This is a genomic window from Ferrimonas marina, from assembly GCF_900129905.1.
Lineage (GTDB): Bacteria > Pseudomonadota > Gammaproteobacteria > Enterobacterales > Shewanellaceae > Ferrimonas > Ferrimonas marina.
Window position 1 is genome coordinate 1 of the sequence record NZ_FQXG01000017.1, and the last position, 16,163, is coordinate 16,163.

13 protein-coding genes are annotated in these 16,163 nt (G+C 57.1%); all 13 read left to right on the forward strand.

The features are described 5' to 3' along the window. On the forward strand, positions 1-244 hold a 244-nt coding region (locus BUC04_RS23325; RefSeq protein WP_456071319.1), incomplete at its 5' end, for an EF-Tu C-terminal domain-related protein. Positions 245-465: 221 nt separating this feature from the next. Beyond that, positions 466-837 carry a preprotein translocase subunit SecE gene (gene secE, locus BUC04_RS23330; protein WP_067666130.1) on the forward strand — a complete coding sequence of 124 codons (372 nt, stop codon included), beginning with the start codon at positions 466-468 and terminating at the stop codon, positions 835-837. A gap of 5 nt (positions 838-842) precedes the next feature. Further along, the gene (gene nusG, locus BUC04_RS23335) at positions 843-1,388 is read left to right on the forward strand and encodes a transcription termination/antitermination protein NusG (RefSeq protein WP_067666128.1); all 546 of its coding nucleotides are present in this window, start codon (positions 843-845) and stop codon (positions 1,386-1,388) included. A gap of 121 nt (positions 1,389-1,509) precedes the next feature. After that, positions 1,510-1,938, forward strand: a complete 429-nt coding sequence (rplK, locus tag BUC04_RS23340) for a 50S ribosomal protein L11 (protein WP_067666125.1) — start codon at positions 1,510-1,512, stop codon at positions 1,936-1,938. A gap of 4 nt (positions 1,939-1,942) precedes the next feature. Further along, complete coding sequence (rplA, locus tag BUC04_RS23345; protein WP_067666122.1) at positions 1,943-2,644, forward strand: 50S ribosomal protein L1; 702 nt, start codon at positions 1,943-1,945, stop codon at positions 2,642-2,644. Between the two features lie 247 nt (positions 2,645-2,891). Next, on the forward strand, positions 2,892-3,395 hold the full coding sequence (rplJ, locus tag BUC04_RS23350) for a 50S ribosomal protein L10 (protein WP_067666119.1): 504 nt from the start codon (positions 2,892-2,894) through the stop codon (positions 3,393-3,395). A 48-nt stretch (positions 3,396-3,443) separates the two neighbouring features. Then, positions 3,444-3,809, forward strand: a complete 366-nt coding sequence (gene rplL / locus BUC04_RS23355) for a 50S ribosomal protein L7/L12 (protein ID WP_067666116.1) — start codon at positions 3,444-3,446, stop codon at positions 3,807-3,809. A 220-nt stretch (positions 3,810-4,029) separates the two neighbouring features. Next, the gene (rpoB, locus tag BUC04_RS23360) at positions 4,030-8,055 is read left to right on the forward strand and encodes a DNA-directed RNA polymerase subunit beta (protein WP_067666113.1); all 4,026 of its coding nucleotides are present in this window, start codon (positions 4,030-4,032) and stop codon (positions 8,053-8,055) included. Between the two features lie 90 nt (positions 8,056-8,145). Continuing rightward, entirely contained in the window at positions 8,146-12,354 is a 4,209-nt protein-coding gene (rpoC, locus tag BUC04_RS23365) for a DNA-directed RNA polymerase subunit beta' (protein ID WP_067666110.1), read from the forward strand. A 207-nt stretch (positions 12,355-12,561) separates the two neighbouring features. Further along, complete coding sequence (gene rpsL, locus BUC04_RS23370) at positions 12,562-12,936, forward strand: 30S ribosomal protein S12 (protein WP_067666107.1); 375 nt, start codon at positions 12,562-12,564, stop codon at positions 12,934-12,936. An 83-nt stretch (positions 12,937-13,019) separates the two neighbouring features. Beyond that, a complete protein-coding gene (rpsG, locus tag BUC04_RS23375; RefSeq protein WP_067666104.1) occupies positions 13,020-13,490 on the forward strand; it encodes a 30S ribosomal protein S7 in 471 nt (156 codons plus the stop codon). Between the two features lie 104 nt (positions 13,491-13,594). Next, positions 13,595-15,694: an elongation factor G gene (fusA, locus tag BUC04_RS23380; RefSeq protein WP_067666133.1), complete on the forward strand. Its 2,100-nt coding sequence runs from the start codon at positions 13,595-13,597 to the stop codon at positions 15,692-15,694. A gap of 83 nt (positions 15,695-15,777) precedes the next feature. Further along, a partial coding sequence (locus tag BUC04_RS23385) for a GTP-binding protein (RefSeq protein WP_200804718.1) occupies positions 15,778-16,163 on the forward strand: 386 nt, incomplete at its 3' end.

The following is a 16,163-nucleotide window of genomic DNA, read 5'->3' on the forward strand; positions in this document are numbered from 1 at the left end:
AGAAGAAGGTGGTCGTCACACCCCGTTCTTCAAAGGCTACCGTCCTCAGTTCTACTTCCGTACCACCGACATCACTGGCACCATCGAGCTGCCGGCTGGCGTTGAGATGGTAATGCCGGGTGACAACATCCAAATGGAAGTTACCCTGATCGCTCCGATCGCGATGGAAGAAGGCCTGCGTTTCGCTATCCGTGAGGGTGGCCGTACCGTTGGCGCCGGTGTTGTGGCCACCATCGTCGAGTAATCGACCGGTATGCACACCGCAAAGGGCGCCGAAAGGCGCCCTTTTTGCTGCACATCTGGTCAACTCTCTTGTAAGCAATGGTCGGAATGCATAAAATCTAGGGCTACTTTTTTGCCGGTCGGCGGTCCTGGAGAAAGGGCGGTCCTTTTTTGCTGCCGGCGTGTAACCGATAATTGAACACAACGTTCAACTCGCACAGACTCGCATACGGGATTGTAGTAATGAGTACCAATACTGAAAACCAAGGCAGCTCCATGGACACCCTGAAGTGGGGCCTGGTCGTGGTAATTCTTGCGGCTGCCGTGGTTGGCAACCAATATTTTGACACGGTCTCCGTACTGTATCGTGCCCTGGCGGTTGTGGCCGCCATCGGTGGTGCGCTGCTGATCGCATCGCAAACCGAGAAAGGCAAAGCCGGTTGGGCCTTCGCCCAGGAAGCTCGCCTGGAAGTGCGCAAGGTGGTTTGGCCGACGCGCCAGGAAACCGTGCAGACCACTCTGATTGTCTTGGCCGTAACCGCCATCGTGGCCTTTGCCATCTGGTTGCTGGATATGGGACTGGTGTGGATCGTTAACCTGATCACTGGGGTATAACTTAAATGTCCGAACAACCGAAAATGCGTTGGTACGTCGTGCAGGCTTTTTCCGGTTTTGAGTCCCGTGTGGCCAAAACCCTGAAAGAGCACATCAGAATGCACGAGATGGAGAAGTACTTCGGCGAAGTTCTGGTCCCTACCGAAGAGGTAGTGGAGATGCGCGCCGGTCAGCGCCGCAAGAGCGAGCGTAAGTTCTTCCCGGGCTACGTGCTGGTGCAGATGGAGATGAACGACGAGTCCTGGCACCTGGTGCGCAACACCCCGCGGGTGATGGGCTTCATCGGTGGCACCTCCGATCGTCCCGCCCCGATCACCGAAAAGGAAGCCAACGCTATCCTTAACCGTCTGGAAGAGACCACCGAGTCCCCGCGTCACCGTACCGTGTACGAGCCGGGTGAAGTGGTGCGTGTCTGCGACGGTCCGTTTGCCGACTTCAACGGCACCGTGGAAGAGGTGGACTACGAGAAGTCTCGCCTGAAGGTGTCGGTGATGATCTTTGGTCGTTCCACTCCGGTGGAATTGGACTTCGGTCAGGTTGAAAAGGCCTGATCAAAAACTCACCAAAAGAGTTTGTCGAGTGGCGGTGAATTTGTATATAATTCGCCGCCCCTTTTTTCACGGGGAGTCAGGACTCGCGCCTGACGCTTGAACCCAAATGAGGTAATTACAAATGGCTAAGAAAGTCCAAGCTTACATCAAGCTGCAGGTTGCAGCTGGTGCAGCTAACCCGTCTCCGCCGGTAGGTCCGGCTCTGGGTCAGCACGGTGTTAACATCATGGAATTCTGTAAGGCGTTCAACGCTCGTACAGACAAGATCGAAAAAGGTCTGCCGATCCCGGTTGTTATCACTGTTTACGCTGATCGCTCCTTCACCTTCATCACCAAGACCCCGCCGGCTTCCATCCTGCTGAAGAAGGCCGCTGGTGTTAAGTCTGGTTCCGGTCGTCCGAACACCGAGAAGGTAGGCAAAGTAACCATGGCTCAAGTGAAAGAGATCGCTGAGACCAAGGCTGCTGACATGACTGGTGCTGACATCGACGCTATGGCTCGTTCCATTGCTGGCACTGCCCGTTCCATGGGCCTGGTAGTAGAGGACTAATATCATGGCGAAGATCTCTAAGCGTATGCGCGTTATCCGCGAGAAGGTAGAAGCCACTCGCGAGTACGAAATCAACGAAGCGGTTGCTCTGCTGAAGGAACTGGCTACTGCCAAGTTCGTTGAGTCTGTAGACGTAGCCGTAAACCTGGGCGTAGACCCGCGTAAATCCGACCAGAACGTTCGTGGCGCCACCGTGCTGCCGCACGGCACCGGTCGTGACGTTCGCGTAGCTGTGTTCACTCAAGGCGCCAACGCCGATGCCGCCAAAGAAGCTGGTGCTGACCTGGTAGGTATGGACGAGCTGGCTGCTCAAGTGAAAGCAGGTGAGATGAACTTCGACGTAGTGATCGCTTCCCCGGATGCGATGCGCGTTGTTGGTCAGCTGGGTCAGATCCTGGGTCCGCGTGGCCTGATGCCGAACCCGAAGACCGGTACTGTTACCCCGAACGTTGCTGAAGCGGTTAAGAACGCCAAAGCCGGTCAGGTACGCTACCGCAACGACAAGAACGGTATCATCCACACCACCATCGGTAAGGTTGACTTCGATGCTGACAAGCTGAAGGAAAACCTGGAATCCCTGCTGGTAGCGCTGAAGAAGGCCAAGCCTGCTTCCGCCAAGGGCACTTTCATCAAGAAAGTTTCCATCTCTACCACCATGGGCGCCGGTGTTGCGGTTGACCAGGCTAGCCTGGAAACCCAAGCTTAATCCCGTTTACAGGGTGCAAGGTTAGCTGTATAATTTTGCGCCCTAAGGTCGAAGTCTGGTCATCATGGCCAGACTTTCGTCCGAGACCGTAGGTGGAACCTAGGTTCCTTAATTTCCTGCGTAGACGGTGTTGGACCTTAAGAAGATTCTCTCTTCTTCTGGAACCTTTCCCACCGTGTTTCGTTCCCCGTGAGGGGTTAATAGTCTCTAGGCGTAAGCCTAGGTGGAATCCAGGAGTGAAAGCCCAATGGCACTAAACCTCGAAGGCAAGAAAGCAATTGTTGCTGAAGTCAACGAAGCTGCCAAAGGTGCTCTGTCCGCAGTTGTAGCCGATTCTCGCGGCGTAACTGTGAGCAGCATGACCGCTCTGCGTAAGCAAGCTCGTGAAGCTGGTGTTGTTATGCGCGTTGTGCGTAACACCCTGGCCAAGCGTGCGGTTGCAGGTACCGATTACGAGTGCCTGAACGACGCATTTGCAGGTCCGACTCTGATCGCCTTCTCCCAGGAGCACCCTGGTGCCGCGGCTCGTCTGTTCAAAGACTTTGCCAAGGCCGAAGAAGCGTTCGAAGTCAAAGCACTGGCATACGAAGGGGAGCTGATCCCTGCCGAGCAAATTGACCGTCTGGCTAAGCTGCCGACCTACGACGAAGCAATTGCACAGCTGATGATGACCATGAAGGAAGCATCTGCTGGCAAGCTGGTACGTACTCTGGCCGCTCTGAAAGATCAAAAAGAAGAGCAAGCTGCCTAATTCGGCTCGCTGCTTAAACTTTTACAGTAATTATTAGGATTGTTAGTAATGTCTATCACTAAAGACCAAATCATCGAAGCCGTAGCTGAAATGTCCGTAATGGACGTTGTTGAGCTGATCGAAGCTATGGAAGAGAAGTTCGGCGTTTCCGCTGCTGCTGCCGTTGTATCCGGTGGCGGTGAAGCTGCTGCTGCTGAAGAAAAGACCGAGTTCGACGTTGTCCTGACCGACATCGGCGCCAACAAGGTTGCTGCTATTAAAGCCGTTCGCGGCGCCACCGGCCTGGGCCTGAAAGAAGCCAAGGCTATGGTTGAGTCTGCTCCGGTTGCCGTTAAAGAAGGCGTTGCCAAAGACGAAGCTGAAGGTCTGCAGAAGCAACTGGAAGAAGCCGGCTGTAAAGTTGAGCTTAAGTAAGCTATCTTATAGCTTATGCGCCTAACTTCGGTTGGGCTGGGCTGGTGGTTAAAAAACCACCGGCCCTTTTGCGCTATTGGCGCAGGCGATCCGCAACGGATCGCCAAACCTCTTGGAACGCGGGCCTGGCAGAGATTATTGGTTGGGTTCTTGCGCAAATAAGGGCGAAATGTCTGTTTCTAAGACATTTTGGGTCTCCAATCACGAGCAGAGGAACCACATGGTTTACTCCGATTTCGAGAAAAAACGCATCCGCAAGGATTTTGGTAAGCGTCCGAAGGTACTGGACGTTCCTTACCTGTTGTCGATCCAGCTGGACTCGTTCCAAAACTTCCTGCTTCAGGATCCGGAAGGCGAGCGTGGCCTGGAAGCCGCATTCCGCAGTGTCTTCCCTATTAAAAGTTTCTCTGGTTACGCTGAGCTGCAGTACGTTAGTTACAAGCTGGGCGAGCCGGTATTTGACGTTAAAGAGTGTCAGATCCGTGGCGTAACCTATTCTGCTCCGCTGCGCGTAAAGCTGCGCATGGTGCTGATGGACAAAGAAAACGGCGGTGCCGTTAAGGACATCAAAGAGCAGGAAGTGTACATGGGCGATATCCCGCTCATGACCGAGAACGGTACCTTCGTGATCAACGGCACCGAGCGTGTCATCGTGTCCCAGCTGCACCGCTCCCCGGGTGTGTTCTTCGACCACGACCGTGGCAAGACCCACTCCTCCGGTAAGGTGCTGTACAACGCGCGGGTTATCCCTTACCGCGGTTCCTGGCTGGACTTCGAGTTCGATCCGAAGGACAACCTGTTCGTACGTATCGACCGTCGTCGTAAGCTGCCGTCCTCCATCATCCTGCGTGCCCTGGGTTACTCCACCCAGGAGATCCTGGACATCTTCTTCGAGAAGGTGAACTTCTCCCTGAAGAAGGACAAGCTGGTGATGGACCTGGTGCCGGATCGCCTGCGTGGTGAGACCGCCCTGTTCGACATCAAGGACGACAACGGTGATGTGCTGGTTGAGACCGGCCGCCGTGTAACCGCCCGCCACATCCGTCAGCTGGAAAAAGGTGGCGTGACCCAACTGGAAGTGCCGGTTGAGTACCTGGTGGGTAAGGTTGCTGCTCAGGATTACATCGACGAAGCCACCGGTGAGATCGTGGTTGCCGCTAACCAGGAAATGTCCCTGGAAGACGTGGCCAAGCTGTCTCAGGCCGGCATCAAGGCGTTCGATACCCTGTACACCAACGAGCTGGACAGCGGTCCGTACATGTCCACCACCTTGCGCGTTGACTCCACCACCGACCGGATGGAAGCGCTGGTGGAGATCTACCGCATGATGCGTCCTGGCGAGCCGCCGACCCGCGAAGCCGCCGAAGCGCTGTTCCAGAACCTGTTCTTCTCCGAGGAGCGTTACGACCTGTCTACTGTGGGTCGTATGAAGTTCAACCGTCGTCTGGGCCGTCAAGAGTCCACCGGCGCGGGCATCCTGGAAAAAGAAGACATCGTTGATGTGATGCGTAAGATCATCGACATCCGCAACGGCGGTGACGAAGTCGATGACATCGATCACCTGGGTAACCGTCGTATCCGCTCCGTCGGTGAGATGGCCGAGAACCAGTTCCGCGTCGGTCTGGTTCGGGTTGAGCGTGCTGTGCGTGAGCGTCTGTCCTTGGGTGACCTGGACAGCCTGATGCCGCAGGACCTGATCAACGCCAAGCCGATCTCCGCGGCAGTGAAAGAGTTCTTCGGCTCTTCCCAGCTGTCCCAGTTTATGGATCAGAACAACCCGCTGTCTGAGGTGACCCACAAGCGTCGTATCTCCGCTTTGGGCCCGGGCGGTCTGACCCGTGAGCGTGCTGGCTTTGAGGTTCGAGATGTTCACCCGACCCACTACGGTCGTCTGTGTCCGATTGAGACCCCTGAAGGTCCGAACATTGGTCTGATCAACTCCCTGGCAACCTTCGCTCGCACCAACGAGTACGGTTTCCTGGAAACCCCGTACCGTCGCGTCGATAACGGCCAGGTGACCGAAGAGGTCGAGTACCTGTCCGCCATCGAAGAAGGTCACTACGTGGTGGCCCAGGCCAACGCGCCGGTAGACGACAGCGGCAAGCTGCTGGACGAGCTGATCCCGGCCCGTCACAAGGGTGAGTCGACCTTTGTTACCGCCGACCAGGTTCAGTACATGGACGTTTCCCCGCAGCAGATCATCTCTGTGGCCGCGTCTCTGATCCCGTTTCTGGAGCACGATGATGCTAACCGCGCCCTGATGGGTGCGAACATGCAGCGTCAGGCCGTACCGACCCTGAAGGCCGACAAGCCGCTGGTAGGTACCGGCATTGAGCGTGCGGTAGCGGTAGACTCCGGTGTGACTGTGGTGGCCAAGCGTGGCGGTACCATCGACTACGTCGATGCTTCCCGCATCGTGGTTAAGGTGAGCGAAGATGAGCTGCTGGCTGGTGAAGCGGGCATCGACATCTACAACCTGACCAAGTACACCCGTTCTAACCAGAACACCTGCATCAACCAGCGTCCGGTATGTAACGTTGGTGAGCCGGTAACCCGTGGTGACGTACTGGCCGATGGCCCGTCCACCGATCTGGGTGACCTGGCCCTGGGTCAGAACCTGCGTGTCGCGTTCATGACCTGGAACGGTTACAACTTTGAGGATTCCATCCTGCTGTCCGAGCGTGTGGTTCAGGAAGATCGCCTGACCACCATCCATATCCAGGAACTGTCCTGTATTGCTCGTGACACCAAGCTGGGTCCGGAAGAGATCACCGCTGATATCCCCAACGTGGGTGAGTCCGCACTGTCCAAACTGGACGAGTCCGGCATCGTTTACGTCGGTGCTGAGATGAAGCCCGGTGACATCCTGGTCGGTAAGGTAACCCCGAAAGGCGAAACCCAGCTGACCCCGGAAGAGAAGCTGTTGCGTGCCATCTTCGGTGAGAAGGCGTCCGACGTGAAGGACTCCTCCCTGCGTGTACCGAACTCTGTGTACGGTACCGTCATCGATGTACAGGTCTTTACCCGCGACGGCGTGGAGAAAGACAAGCGTGCCATCGACATCGAGAACATGCAGCTGCGTGACGCCAAGAAGGATCTGACCGAAGAGTTCAGCATCCTCGAAAACGGCGTATTCGACCGTGTTCGTAACCTGCTGCTGGGTGCCGGCGTCAGCGAAGCTCAGCTTGACAAGCTGGGTCGCGACAAGTGGCTGGAGCAGGTGCTGGATGACGAAGGCAAGCAAACCGAACTGGAGCAGCTGGCTGACCAGTACGAAGAGCTGAAGGCCGACTTCGACAAGAAGTTCGAGAACAAGCGCCGCAAGATCACCCAGGGCGACGATCTGTCCCCGGGCGTTCTGAAGATCGTTAAGGTTTACCTGGCGGTTAAGCGTCGCATCCAACCGGGTGACAAGATGGCCGGTCGTCACGGGAACAAGGGTGTAATCTCCACCATCGTTCCGGTTGAAGACATGCCGCACGACGAGAACGGCCAGCCGGTCGACATCGTGCTCAACCCGCTGGGTGTACCGTCCCGTATGAACATCGGTCAGATCCTCGAGGTTCACATGGGGATGGCGGCCAAGGGCATCGGTGACAAGATCAACGCCATGCTGGAAGAGCAGCGTAAGGTTGAGGAGCTGCGTGAGTACATGCAGAAGGCCTACGACCTGGGCGACACCCAGCAGAAAGTGGACCTGTCCACCTTCTCTGACGCTGAGGTGAAGCGCCTGGCTCACAACCTGCGCGGCGGTCTGCCGATGGCCACTCCGGCCTTCGACGGTGCCAAAGAATCCGAGCTCAAAGAGATGCTGCGTCTCGGCGACCTGCCGGATTCCGGTCAGTTCACTCTGTACGATGGCCGTACCGGTAACGCCTTCGAGCGTCCGGTTACCGTTGGCTACATGTACATGCTGAAGCTGAACCACCTGGTCGATGACAAGATGCACGCGCGTTCCACCGGTTCCTACTCCCTGGTTACCCAGCAGCCGCTGGGTGGTAAGGCGCAGTTCGGTGGTCAGCGCTTCGGTGAGATGGAAGTGTGGGCCCTGCAGGCCTACGGTGCCGCCTACACCCTGCAAGAGATGTTGACCGTGAAGTCGGATGACGTAAACGGCCGGACCCAGATGTACAAGAACATCGTGGACGGCAACTACGCCATGCAGCCTGGTCTGCCGGAATCCTTCAACGTAGTGCTGAAGGAGATCCGCTCTCTGGGTATCAACATCGAGCTGGATCAGGAATAAGCGCCACCGCTACTGCGGAAAGCTTAGGTCCTGTGCCCCGCCTATCGCGGGCGGGGCACATGAACTGAAACCTCCATTTGGGAGAAGATCGTGAAAGACTTACTTCAGTTTCTAAAGAAACAGAATACGTCCGAAGAATTTAACGGCATCAAGATCGGTCTGGCCTCGCCGGACATGATCCGCAGCTGGTCTTTCGGCGAAGTGAAAAAGCCGGAAACCATCAACTACCGTACCTTCAAACCGGAGCGCGACGGCCTGTTCTGTGCCCGCATCTTTGGTCCGGTGAAGGACTACGAGTGTCTGTGTGGTAAGTACAAGCGCCTCAAGCACCGTGGTGTGATCTGTGAGAAGTGTGGCGTTGAAGTGACCCAAACCAAGGTGCGTCGTGAGCGCATGGGTCACATCGAGCTGGCTTCCCCGGTCGCCCACATCTGGTTCCTCAAGTCCCTGCCGTCCCGTATCGGTCTGCTGCTGGACATGACCCTGCGTGACATCGAGCGCGTGCTCTACTTCGAAAGCTACGTGGTTATCGAGCCGGGCATGACTGCCCTGGAGCGCGGCCAGATGCTGACCGAGGAAGAGTACCTCGACGCCCTGGAAGAGCACGGCGACGAGTTCGATGCCCGCATGGGTGCCGAGGCGGTGAAGGAGCTGCTGAAGGACATCGATCTGGAGGGCGACATCGCCCAGATGCGCGAAGAGTTGCCGCAAACCAACTCTGAAACCAAGCGCAAAAAGATCACCAAGCGCCTGAAGCTGATGGAAGCCTTCTACAACTCTGGCAACAAGCCGGAGTGGATGATCATGGGCGTTCTGCCGGTACTGCCGCCGGATCTGCGTCCGCTGGTACCGCTGGACGGTGGCCGCTTCGCGACCTCCGATCTGAACGACCTGTACCGCCGCGTGATCAACCGGAACAACCGTCTGAAGCGTCTGTTGGACCTGGCTGCCCCGGACATCATCGTACGCAACGAAAAGCGTATGCTGCAGGAGTCTGTGGATGCGCTGCTGGATAACGGCCGTCGCGGTCGTGCCATCACCGGTTCCAACCGTCGCCCGCTGAAGTCCCTGGCCGACATGATCAAGGGTAAGCAAGGTCGCTTCCGTCAGAACCTGCTGGGTAAGCGCGTGGACTACTCCGGTCGTTCCGTAATTACCGTAGGTCCGACCCTGCGTCTGCACCAGTGTGGTCTGCCTAAGAAGATGGCCCTGGAGCTGTTCAAGCCCTTCATCTACGGCAAGCTGGAAGCCCGTGGCCTGGCCACCACCATCAAAGCTGCCAAGAAGATGGTAGAGCGTGAAGTGGCTGAGGTTTGGGACGTTCTGGATGAAGTCATCCGCGAACACCCGGTCCTGCTGAACCGTGCACCGACCCTGCACCGTCTGGGTATCCAGGCGTTCGAGCCGGTACTGATTGAAGGCAAGGCGATCCAGCTGCACCCGCTGGTGTGTGCGGCCTACAACGCTGACTTCGATGGTGACCAGATGGCGGTACACGTACCGCTGACCCTGGAAGCCCAGCTCGAAGCCCGCGCCCTGATGATGTCCACCAACAACATCCTTTCACCGGCCTCCGGTGACCCGGTGATCACCCCGTCCCAGGACGTGGTGCTGGGTCTGTACTACATGACCCGTGAAAAGGTGAACGGCAAGGGTGAAGGCATGGCGTTCGCTTCCGTTGAGGAAGCGGAGAAGGTGTACCGCACCGGCGACGCCGAGCTGCATGCCCGCGTTAAGGTTCGCATCAACGACAGCCATCGTGATGAAGACGGCAACCTGGTGGAAGAGACCAAGATCGTCGACACCACCATCGGTCGTGCCATCCTGTCCATGATCCTGCCCAAGGGCCTGCCCTTCGAGCTGATCAACCAGGACATGGGCAAGAAGCCGATCTCCAACGTGCTGAACGTGTGCTACCGCACCTGTGGTCTGAAAGACACCGTGATCTTTGCTGACCAACTGATGTACACCGGTTTCGCATACGCCACCGTGTCCGGTACCTCTGTAGGTATCAACGACATGGTGATCCCGGACGCGAAGCAGGAGATCGTTGCTGCTGCCGAAGAGGAAGTGGCTGAGATCTCCGAGCAGTTCCAGGCTGGTCTGGTAACCGCCGGTGAGCGCTACAACAAGGTGATCGACATCTGGGCCTCCGCCAACGAAAACGTGGCCAAGGCAATGATGGAGAACCTCTCCACCGACGTGGTTGAGAACCGCGATGGTGAAGACGAAGAGCAGAAGTCCTTCAACTCCATCTACATGATGGCGGATTCCGGCGCTCGTGGTAGTGCCGCTCAGATCCGTCAGCTGGCCGGTATGCGTGGCCTGATGGCCAAGCCGGATGGCTCCATTATCGAAACCCCGATTGTGGCTAACTTCCGTGAAGGTCTGAACGTACTGCAGTACTTCATCTCTACTCACGGTGCCCGTAAGGGTCTGGCCGATACCGCACTGAAGACCGCGAACTCCGGTTACCTGACCCGTCGTCTGGTCGACGTGTCCCAGGATCTGGTGATCGTTGAGCAGGATTGTGGTACCGAGCAAGGCCTGACCGTGAAGCCGCTGATTGAAGGTGGTGACGTGGTTGAGCCGCTGCGTGAGCGCGTGCTGGGTCGTGTAGTTGCTGCCGACGTGATCAAGCCTGGTACCGAGGACGAAGTCCTGATCCCGCGCAACACCCTGATCGACGAGAAGTGGTGTGACATCATCGAAGCCAACTCCATCGATGAGATGCAGGTGCGCTCCGTGATCACCTGTAAGACCGACTTCGGTGTCTGTGGTAACTGTTACGGCCGTGACCTGGCCCGAGGCCACATGGTGGCCGAAGGTGAGGCGATCGGTGTAGTAGCTGCTCAGTCCATTGGTGAGCCGGGTACCCAGCTGACCATGCGTACCTTCCACATTGGTGGTGCTGCATCCCGTGCGTCTGCCGAGTCCAACGTTCAGGTCAAGAACGCCGGTTCTCTGAAGCTGCACAACGAGAAATACGTTGTGAACAGCGACGGCAAGATCGTGGTGACCTCCCGTTCTACCGAACTGGCGGTGATCGACGAGCTGGGCCGTGAGAAGGAGCGCTACAAGCTGCCTTACGGTGCCGTTCTGGAGAAATCCGAAGGTGGTGCTGTGGCCGCAGGCGACATCGTTGCCAACTGGGACCCGCACACTCACCCGATCATCACCGAGGTGGAAGGTCGCGTGAAGTTTGTCGACATGATCGACGGCGTCACCATGACCAAGCAGACCGACGAACTGACCGGTCTGTCCAGCATCCTGGTACTGGATCCGGCGCAACGTCCGGCTGCCGGTAAAGAGATGCGTCCGATGGTGAAACTGGTGGATGCCTCCGGTAACGACATCCTGATCCCGGGCACCGAAGTGCCGGCACAGTACTTCCTGTCCGGTAACGCGATCGTCAACCTGGACGATGGCGCCGAGGTGAACGTGGGTGACGCGGTTGCGCGTATCCCGCAAGAGTCCGGCGGTACCAAGGATATTACCGGTGGTCTGCCGCGGGTTGCTGACCTGTTCGAAGCCCGTAAGCCGAAAGAGCCGGCTATCCTGGCCGAAATCACCGGTACCATCTCCTTCGGTAAAGAGACCAAAGGTAAACGTCGCCTGGTGATCACTCCGCACGATGGTTCTAACCCGTACGAAGAGATGATCCCGAAGTGGCGTAACCTGAACGTCTTCGAAGGTGAGAAGGTTGAGAAGGGTGAAGTGATCGCCGACGGTCCGGAGGCTCCGCACGACATCCTGCGTCTGCGTGGCATCCACGCGGTGGCCAACTACATCGTTAACGAAGTCCAGGACGTTTACCGTCTGCAGGGCGTGAAGATCAACGATAAGCACATCGAGGTGGTGATCCGCCAGATGCTGCGTAAGTGCATCATCGTTGACGGTGGCGACACCGAGTTCCTGCCGGGTGAGCAGGCCGAAGTGGCCCGTGTTAACCAGGCCAACCGCAATCTGGGCGAAGACCAGCGTCCGGCCACCTACGAGCGTGAGCTGCTGGGTATCACCAAGGCTTCCTTGGCGACCGAGTCGTTCATCTCCGCGGCCTCCTTCCAGGAGACCACCCGTGTTCTGACCGATGCCGCCACCTACGGCAAGCGTGATGACCTGCGTGGCCTGAAAGAGAACGTGACCGTGGGTCGTCTGATCCCGGCCGGTACCGGCTACGCTTATCACCGTAAGCGTCAGCAAGAGGGCCAGTCCGAAGCGGCTCCGACCGTGTCTGCCTCCGAAGCGGAGCAGAATCTGGCGGATCTGCTGAACGCCTCCATTACTGATAACCAGTAATCGAAGTCGTTGCTTTTAAAGGGCACCTTCGGGTGCCCTTTTTGTTTTTCCATGGTCAGCGTGGGATTGGATCAATCACCAGGCTGGCTAAATCTTGACACTCAAGGTCGAGGTGCTTAAAATTTCGCGTCCCCCGTTTGTGGGGGTAGATTTTTCGCACCCAAAACTGAGTTACTGAGTCGTTTTCAGTCAATCAGGAGTTATTGAATGGCAACTGTTAACCAGCTGGTTCGTAAGCCGCGTAAGGACAAGGTTCAAAAGACCAACGTTCCTGCCCTGGCTGCGTGCCCTCAAAAGCGTGGTGTTTGCACTCGTGTGTACACCACTACCCCGAAGAAGCCGAACTCTGCACTGCGTAAAGTGTGCCGTGTTCGTCTGACCAACGGTTTTGAAGTCACCTCCTACATCGGTGGTGAAGGTCACAACCTGCAAGAGCACTCCGTGGTTCTGATCCGCGGCGGTCGTGTAAAAGACCTGCCGGGTGTTCGTTACCACACCGTTCGCGGTGCCCTGGATACTGCTGGCGTGAGCGATCGTCGCCAAGGCCGTTCCAAGTACGGTGCCAAGCGTCCTAAGTCTTAATGGTTCTCCGTTAAGTAAGGCCAAACCTTTTAAATTTGTTACATCCTGTTTTGGATTAACCTGAAGATAATCGGAGACATCCCATGCCAAGACGTCGCGTCGTAGGTCAACGTAAAATTCTGCCGGATCCTAAGTTCGGATCTGAGCTGCTGGCGAAATTCGTCAACGTAGTCATGCTGGACGGTAAGAAGTCCACCGCTGAAAAGATCATCTATGGTGGTCTGGATGCGGCTGCTGGTAAGTCCGGCAAGCCTGAACTGGAAATCTTTGAAACTGCTCTGGACAACATCCGTCCGTCCGTGGAAGTTAAGTCCCGCCGTGTAGGTGGTTCTACTTACCAGGTGCCGGTAGAGGTTCGTCCGGTGCGTCGTAACACCCTGGCCATGCGCTGGTTGGTGGAAGCGGCTCGTAAGCGTAGCGAAAAATCTATGGCTCTGCGCCTGGCAGGTGAACTGCTGGACGCGGCCGACAACAAAGGCACCGCGGTTAAGAAGCGTGAAGACGTTCACCGTATGGCCGAAGCGAACAAAGCGTTCGCTCATTACCGCTGGTAATGGCTTAATGGCGTGGCCCCTCGGGGCCGCGCCACTTTTGCACTTTTTGGTGCAAAGACTGGAGTACTAGCTAGGGCCGACTGCCCTAGAACGAGGAATTGATTGTGGCTCGTACGACCCCTATTGAGCGCTATCGCAATATCGGGATTGTGGCGCACGTGGACGCCGGTAAAACGACGACCTCCGAGCGCGTACTTTTCTACACAGGCCTGTCCCATAAGATCGGTGAAGTGCACGATGGTGCCGCCACCATGGATTGGATGGAGCAGGAGCAAGAGCGTGGTATCACCATCACCTCTGCCGCCACGACCACCTTCTGGCGTGGGATGGATGCTCAGTTTACCGAGCACCGTATCAATATCATTGATACCCCTGGACACGTGGACTTTACCATTGAGGTAGAGCGTTCCCTGCGTGTGCTGGACGGCGCTGTCGTTGTTTTCTGTGGTTCCTCCGGCGTTGAGCCTCAGTCCGAGACTGTATGGCGTCAAGCCGACAAATATCATGTTCCCCGACTTGTGTTCGTAAACAAAATGGACCGAGCGGGCGCCGATTTCGATCGCGTAGTGGACCAGATCCGCAACCGTCTGGGGGCCACTTGTGTGCCGATTCAGATGAACGTGGGCGCCGAGGACGAGTTCCGCGGGGTCATCGACCTGATCAAGATGAAATACATCAGCTGGAACGAGGCCGATCAAGGCACCACGTTCAACTACCTGGAAGTCCCCGCCGAGCTGGCCGACAAGGCCGCCGAGATGCGTGAGTACCTGGTAGAAGCCGCCGCGGAAGCGAGCGAAGAGCTGATGGACAAGTACCTGGAAGAGGGCGAACTGTCCGAGGAAGAGATCAAGCAAGCTCTTCGCCAGCGTACCCTGAACAACGAGATCGTTCTGGCCACCTGTGGCTCCGCCTTTAAGAACAAGGGCGTGCAGGCAGTGCTGGATGCGGTGGTGGAGTACCTGCCGTCGCCGATCGACGTACCGGCGATCAAGGGCGTCGACATGGACGAGAATGAAACCTCTCGCCCGGCCGACGACAACGCACCCTTTTCCGCCCTGGCGTTCAAGATCGCCACCGACCCCTTTGTCGGCACACTGACCTTTATGCGGGTCTATTCCGGCATCGCCGAGACCGGCCAAGCGGTCTACAACTCGGTCAAGGCTAAGCGTGAGCGGTTCGGCCGTATGGTGCAGATGCACTCCAACGATCGTAAAGAGATCAAGGAAGTGCGCGCCGGCGACATCGCCGCTGCCATTGGTCTGAAAGACGTCACCACCGGTGATACCCTGTGCGACCAGGACCACAAGGTGATCCTGGAGCGGATGGAGTTCCCGGAGCCGGTGATCCAGATCGCCGTGGAGCCGCGCACCAAGGCGGACCAGGAGAAGATGGGCATTGCCCTGGGCAAGCTGGCAGCAGAGGATCCGTCTTTCCGAGTGGAAACCGACGAAGAATCCGGCCAAACCTTGATCTCAGGCATGGGTGAGCTGCATTTGGACATCATTGTCGATCGCATGAAGCGTGAGTTCAGTGTAGATTGCAACGTGGGTAAGCCTCAGGTGGCTTACCGCGAGACCATCCGCAGTGCTACCGAAGTGGAAGGCAAGTTCGTGCGCCAGTCCGGCGGTCGTGGTCAGTTCGGTCATGTGTGGCTGAAACTGGAGCCGCGTGCCCAGGGCGAAGGCTATGAATTCGTCAATGAAATTGTAGGCGGGGTGGTTCCGAAGGAGTACATCCCGGCTGTAGACAAAGGTATCCAGGAGCAGATGGCTCAGGGCGTGCTCGCGGGCTTCCCTGTGCTTGACGTAAAGGTTACCTTGTTCGATGGTTCGTTCCACGATGTGGATTCCAACGAAATGGCGTTTAAGATCGCCGCTTCTATGGGCTTCCGCAAAGGTGCCCTAGAGGCTTCCCCGGTGTTGCTTGAGCCGATGATGAAGGTTGAAGTAACCACCCCAGAAGACTGGATGGGCGATGTCGTTGGGGACTTGAACCGTCGACGTGGCATGATCGAAGGGATGGATGACGGCGCAGCCGGCCTGAAAATCGTTCACGCCAAGGTGCCGCTGGCCGAAATGTTTGGCTATGCCACCGATTTGCGCTCTGCCACGCAGGGTCGTGCTTCTTACTCCATGGAGTTCAGTGAGTACGCCGATGCACCGCAGAACGTGGCGAAAGCCGTGATTGAATCTCGCGGGTACTAAACTCGTTAGGTTCAATCCAAAACTCAGTTCGTTAACAGACTCGGTTCCTCGGGGCCGAGTCGCAAATTGAAAGGAAAGACGTCGTGTCTAAAGAAAAGTTTGAACGTACGAAACCGCACGTTAACGTTGGTACCATTGGCCACGTTGACCACGGTAAAACCACTCTGACCGCTGCGATCACCAACGTGCTGGCTAAGCACATGGGTGGTGAAGCCAAGGCGTTCGATCAGATCGATAACGCTCCGGAAGAGCGCGAGCGTGGTATCACCATCGCCGCTTCTCACGTTGAGTACGACACTGAGACCCGTCACTACGCTCACGTAGACTGCCCTGGTCACGCCGATTACGTTAAGAACATGATCACCGGTGCTGCTCAGATGGACGGCGCTATCCTGGTTTGTGCTGCGACTGACGGCCCGATGCCGCAGACCCGTGAGCACATCCTGCTGTCTCGTCAGGTTGGCGTACC

Bases quoted from the DNA above. Each gene is read 5' to 3' on its own strand.
- secE (WP_067666130.1), top strand. From the start codon at position 466: ATGAGTACCAATACTGAAAACCAAGGCAGCTCCATGGACACCCTGAAG.
- nusG (WP_067666128.1), top strand. From the start codon at position 843: ATGTCCGAACAACCGAAAATGCGTTGGTACGTCGTGCAGGCTTTTTCC.
- rplK (WP_067666125.1), top strand. From the start codon at position 1,510: ATGGCTAAGAAAGTCCAAGCTTACATCAAGCTGCAGGTTGCAGCTGGT.
- rplA (WP_067666122.1), top strand. From the start codon at position 1,943: ATGGCGAAGATCTCTAAGCGTATGCGCGTTATCCGCGAGAAGGTAGAA.
- rplJ (WP_067666119.1), top strand. From the start codon at position 2,892: ATGGCACTAAACCTCGAAGGCAAGAAAGCAATTGTTGCTGAAGTCAAC.
- rplL (WP_067666116.1), top strand. From the start codon at position 3,444: ATGTCTATCACTAAAGACCAAATCATCGAAGCCGTAGCTGAAATGTCC.
- rpoB (WP_067666113.1), top strand. From the start codon at position 4,030: ATGGTTTACTCCGATTTCGAGAAAAAACGCATCCGCAAGGATTTTGGT.
- rpsL (WP_067666107.1), top strand. From the start codon at position 12,562: ATGGCAACTGTTAACCAGCTGGTTCGTAAGCCGCGTAAGGACAAGGTT.
- rpsG (WP_067666104.1), top strand. From the start codon at position 13,020: ATGCCAAGACGTCGCGTCGTAGGTCAACGTAAAATTCTGCCGGATCCT.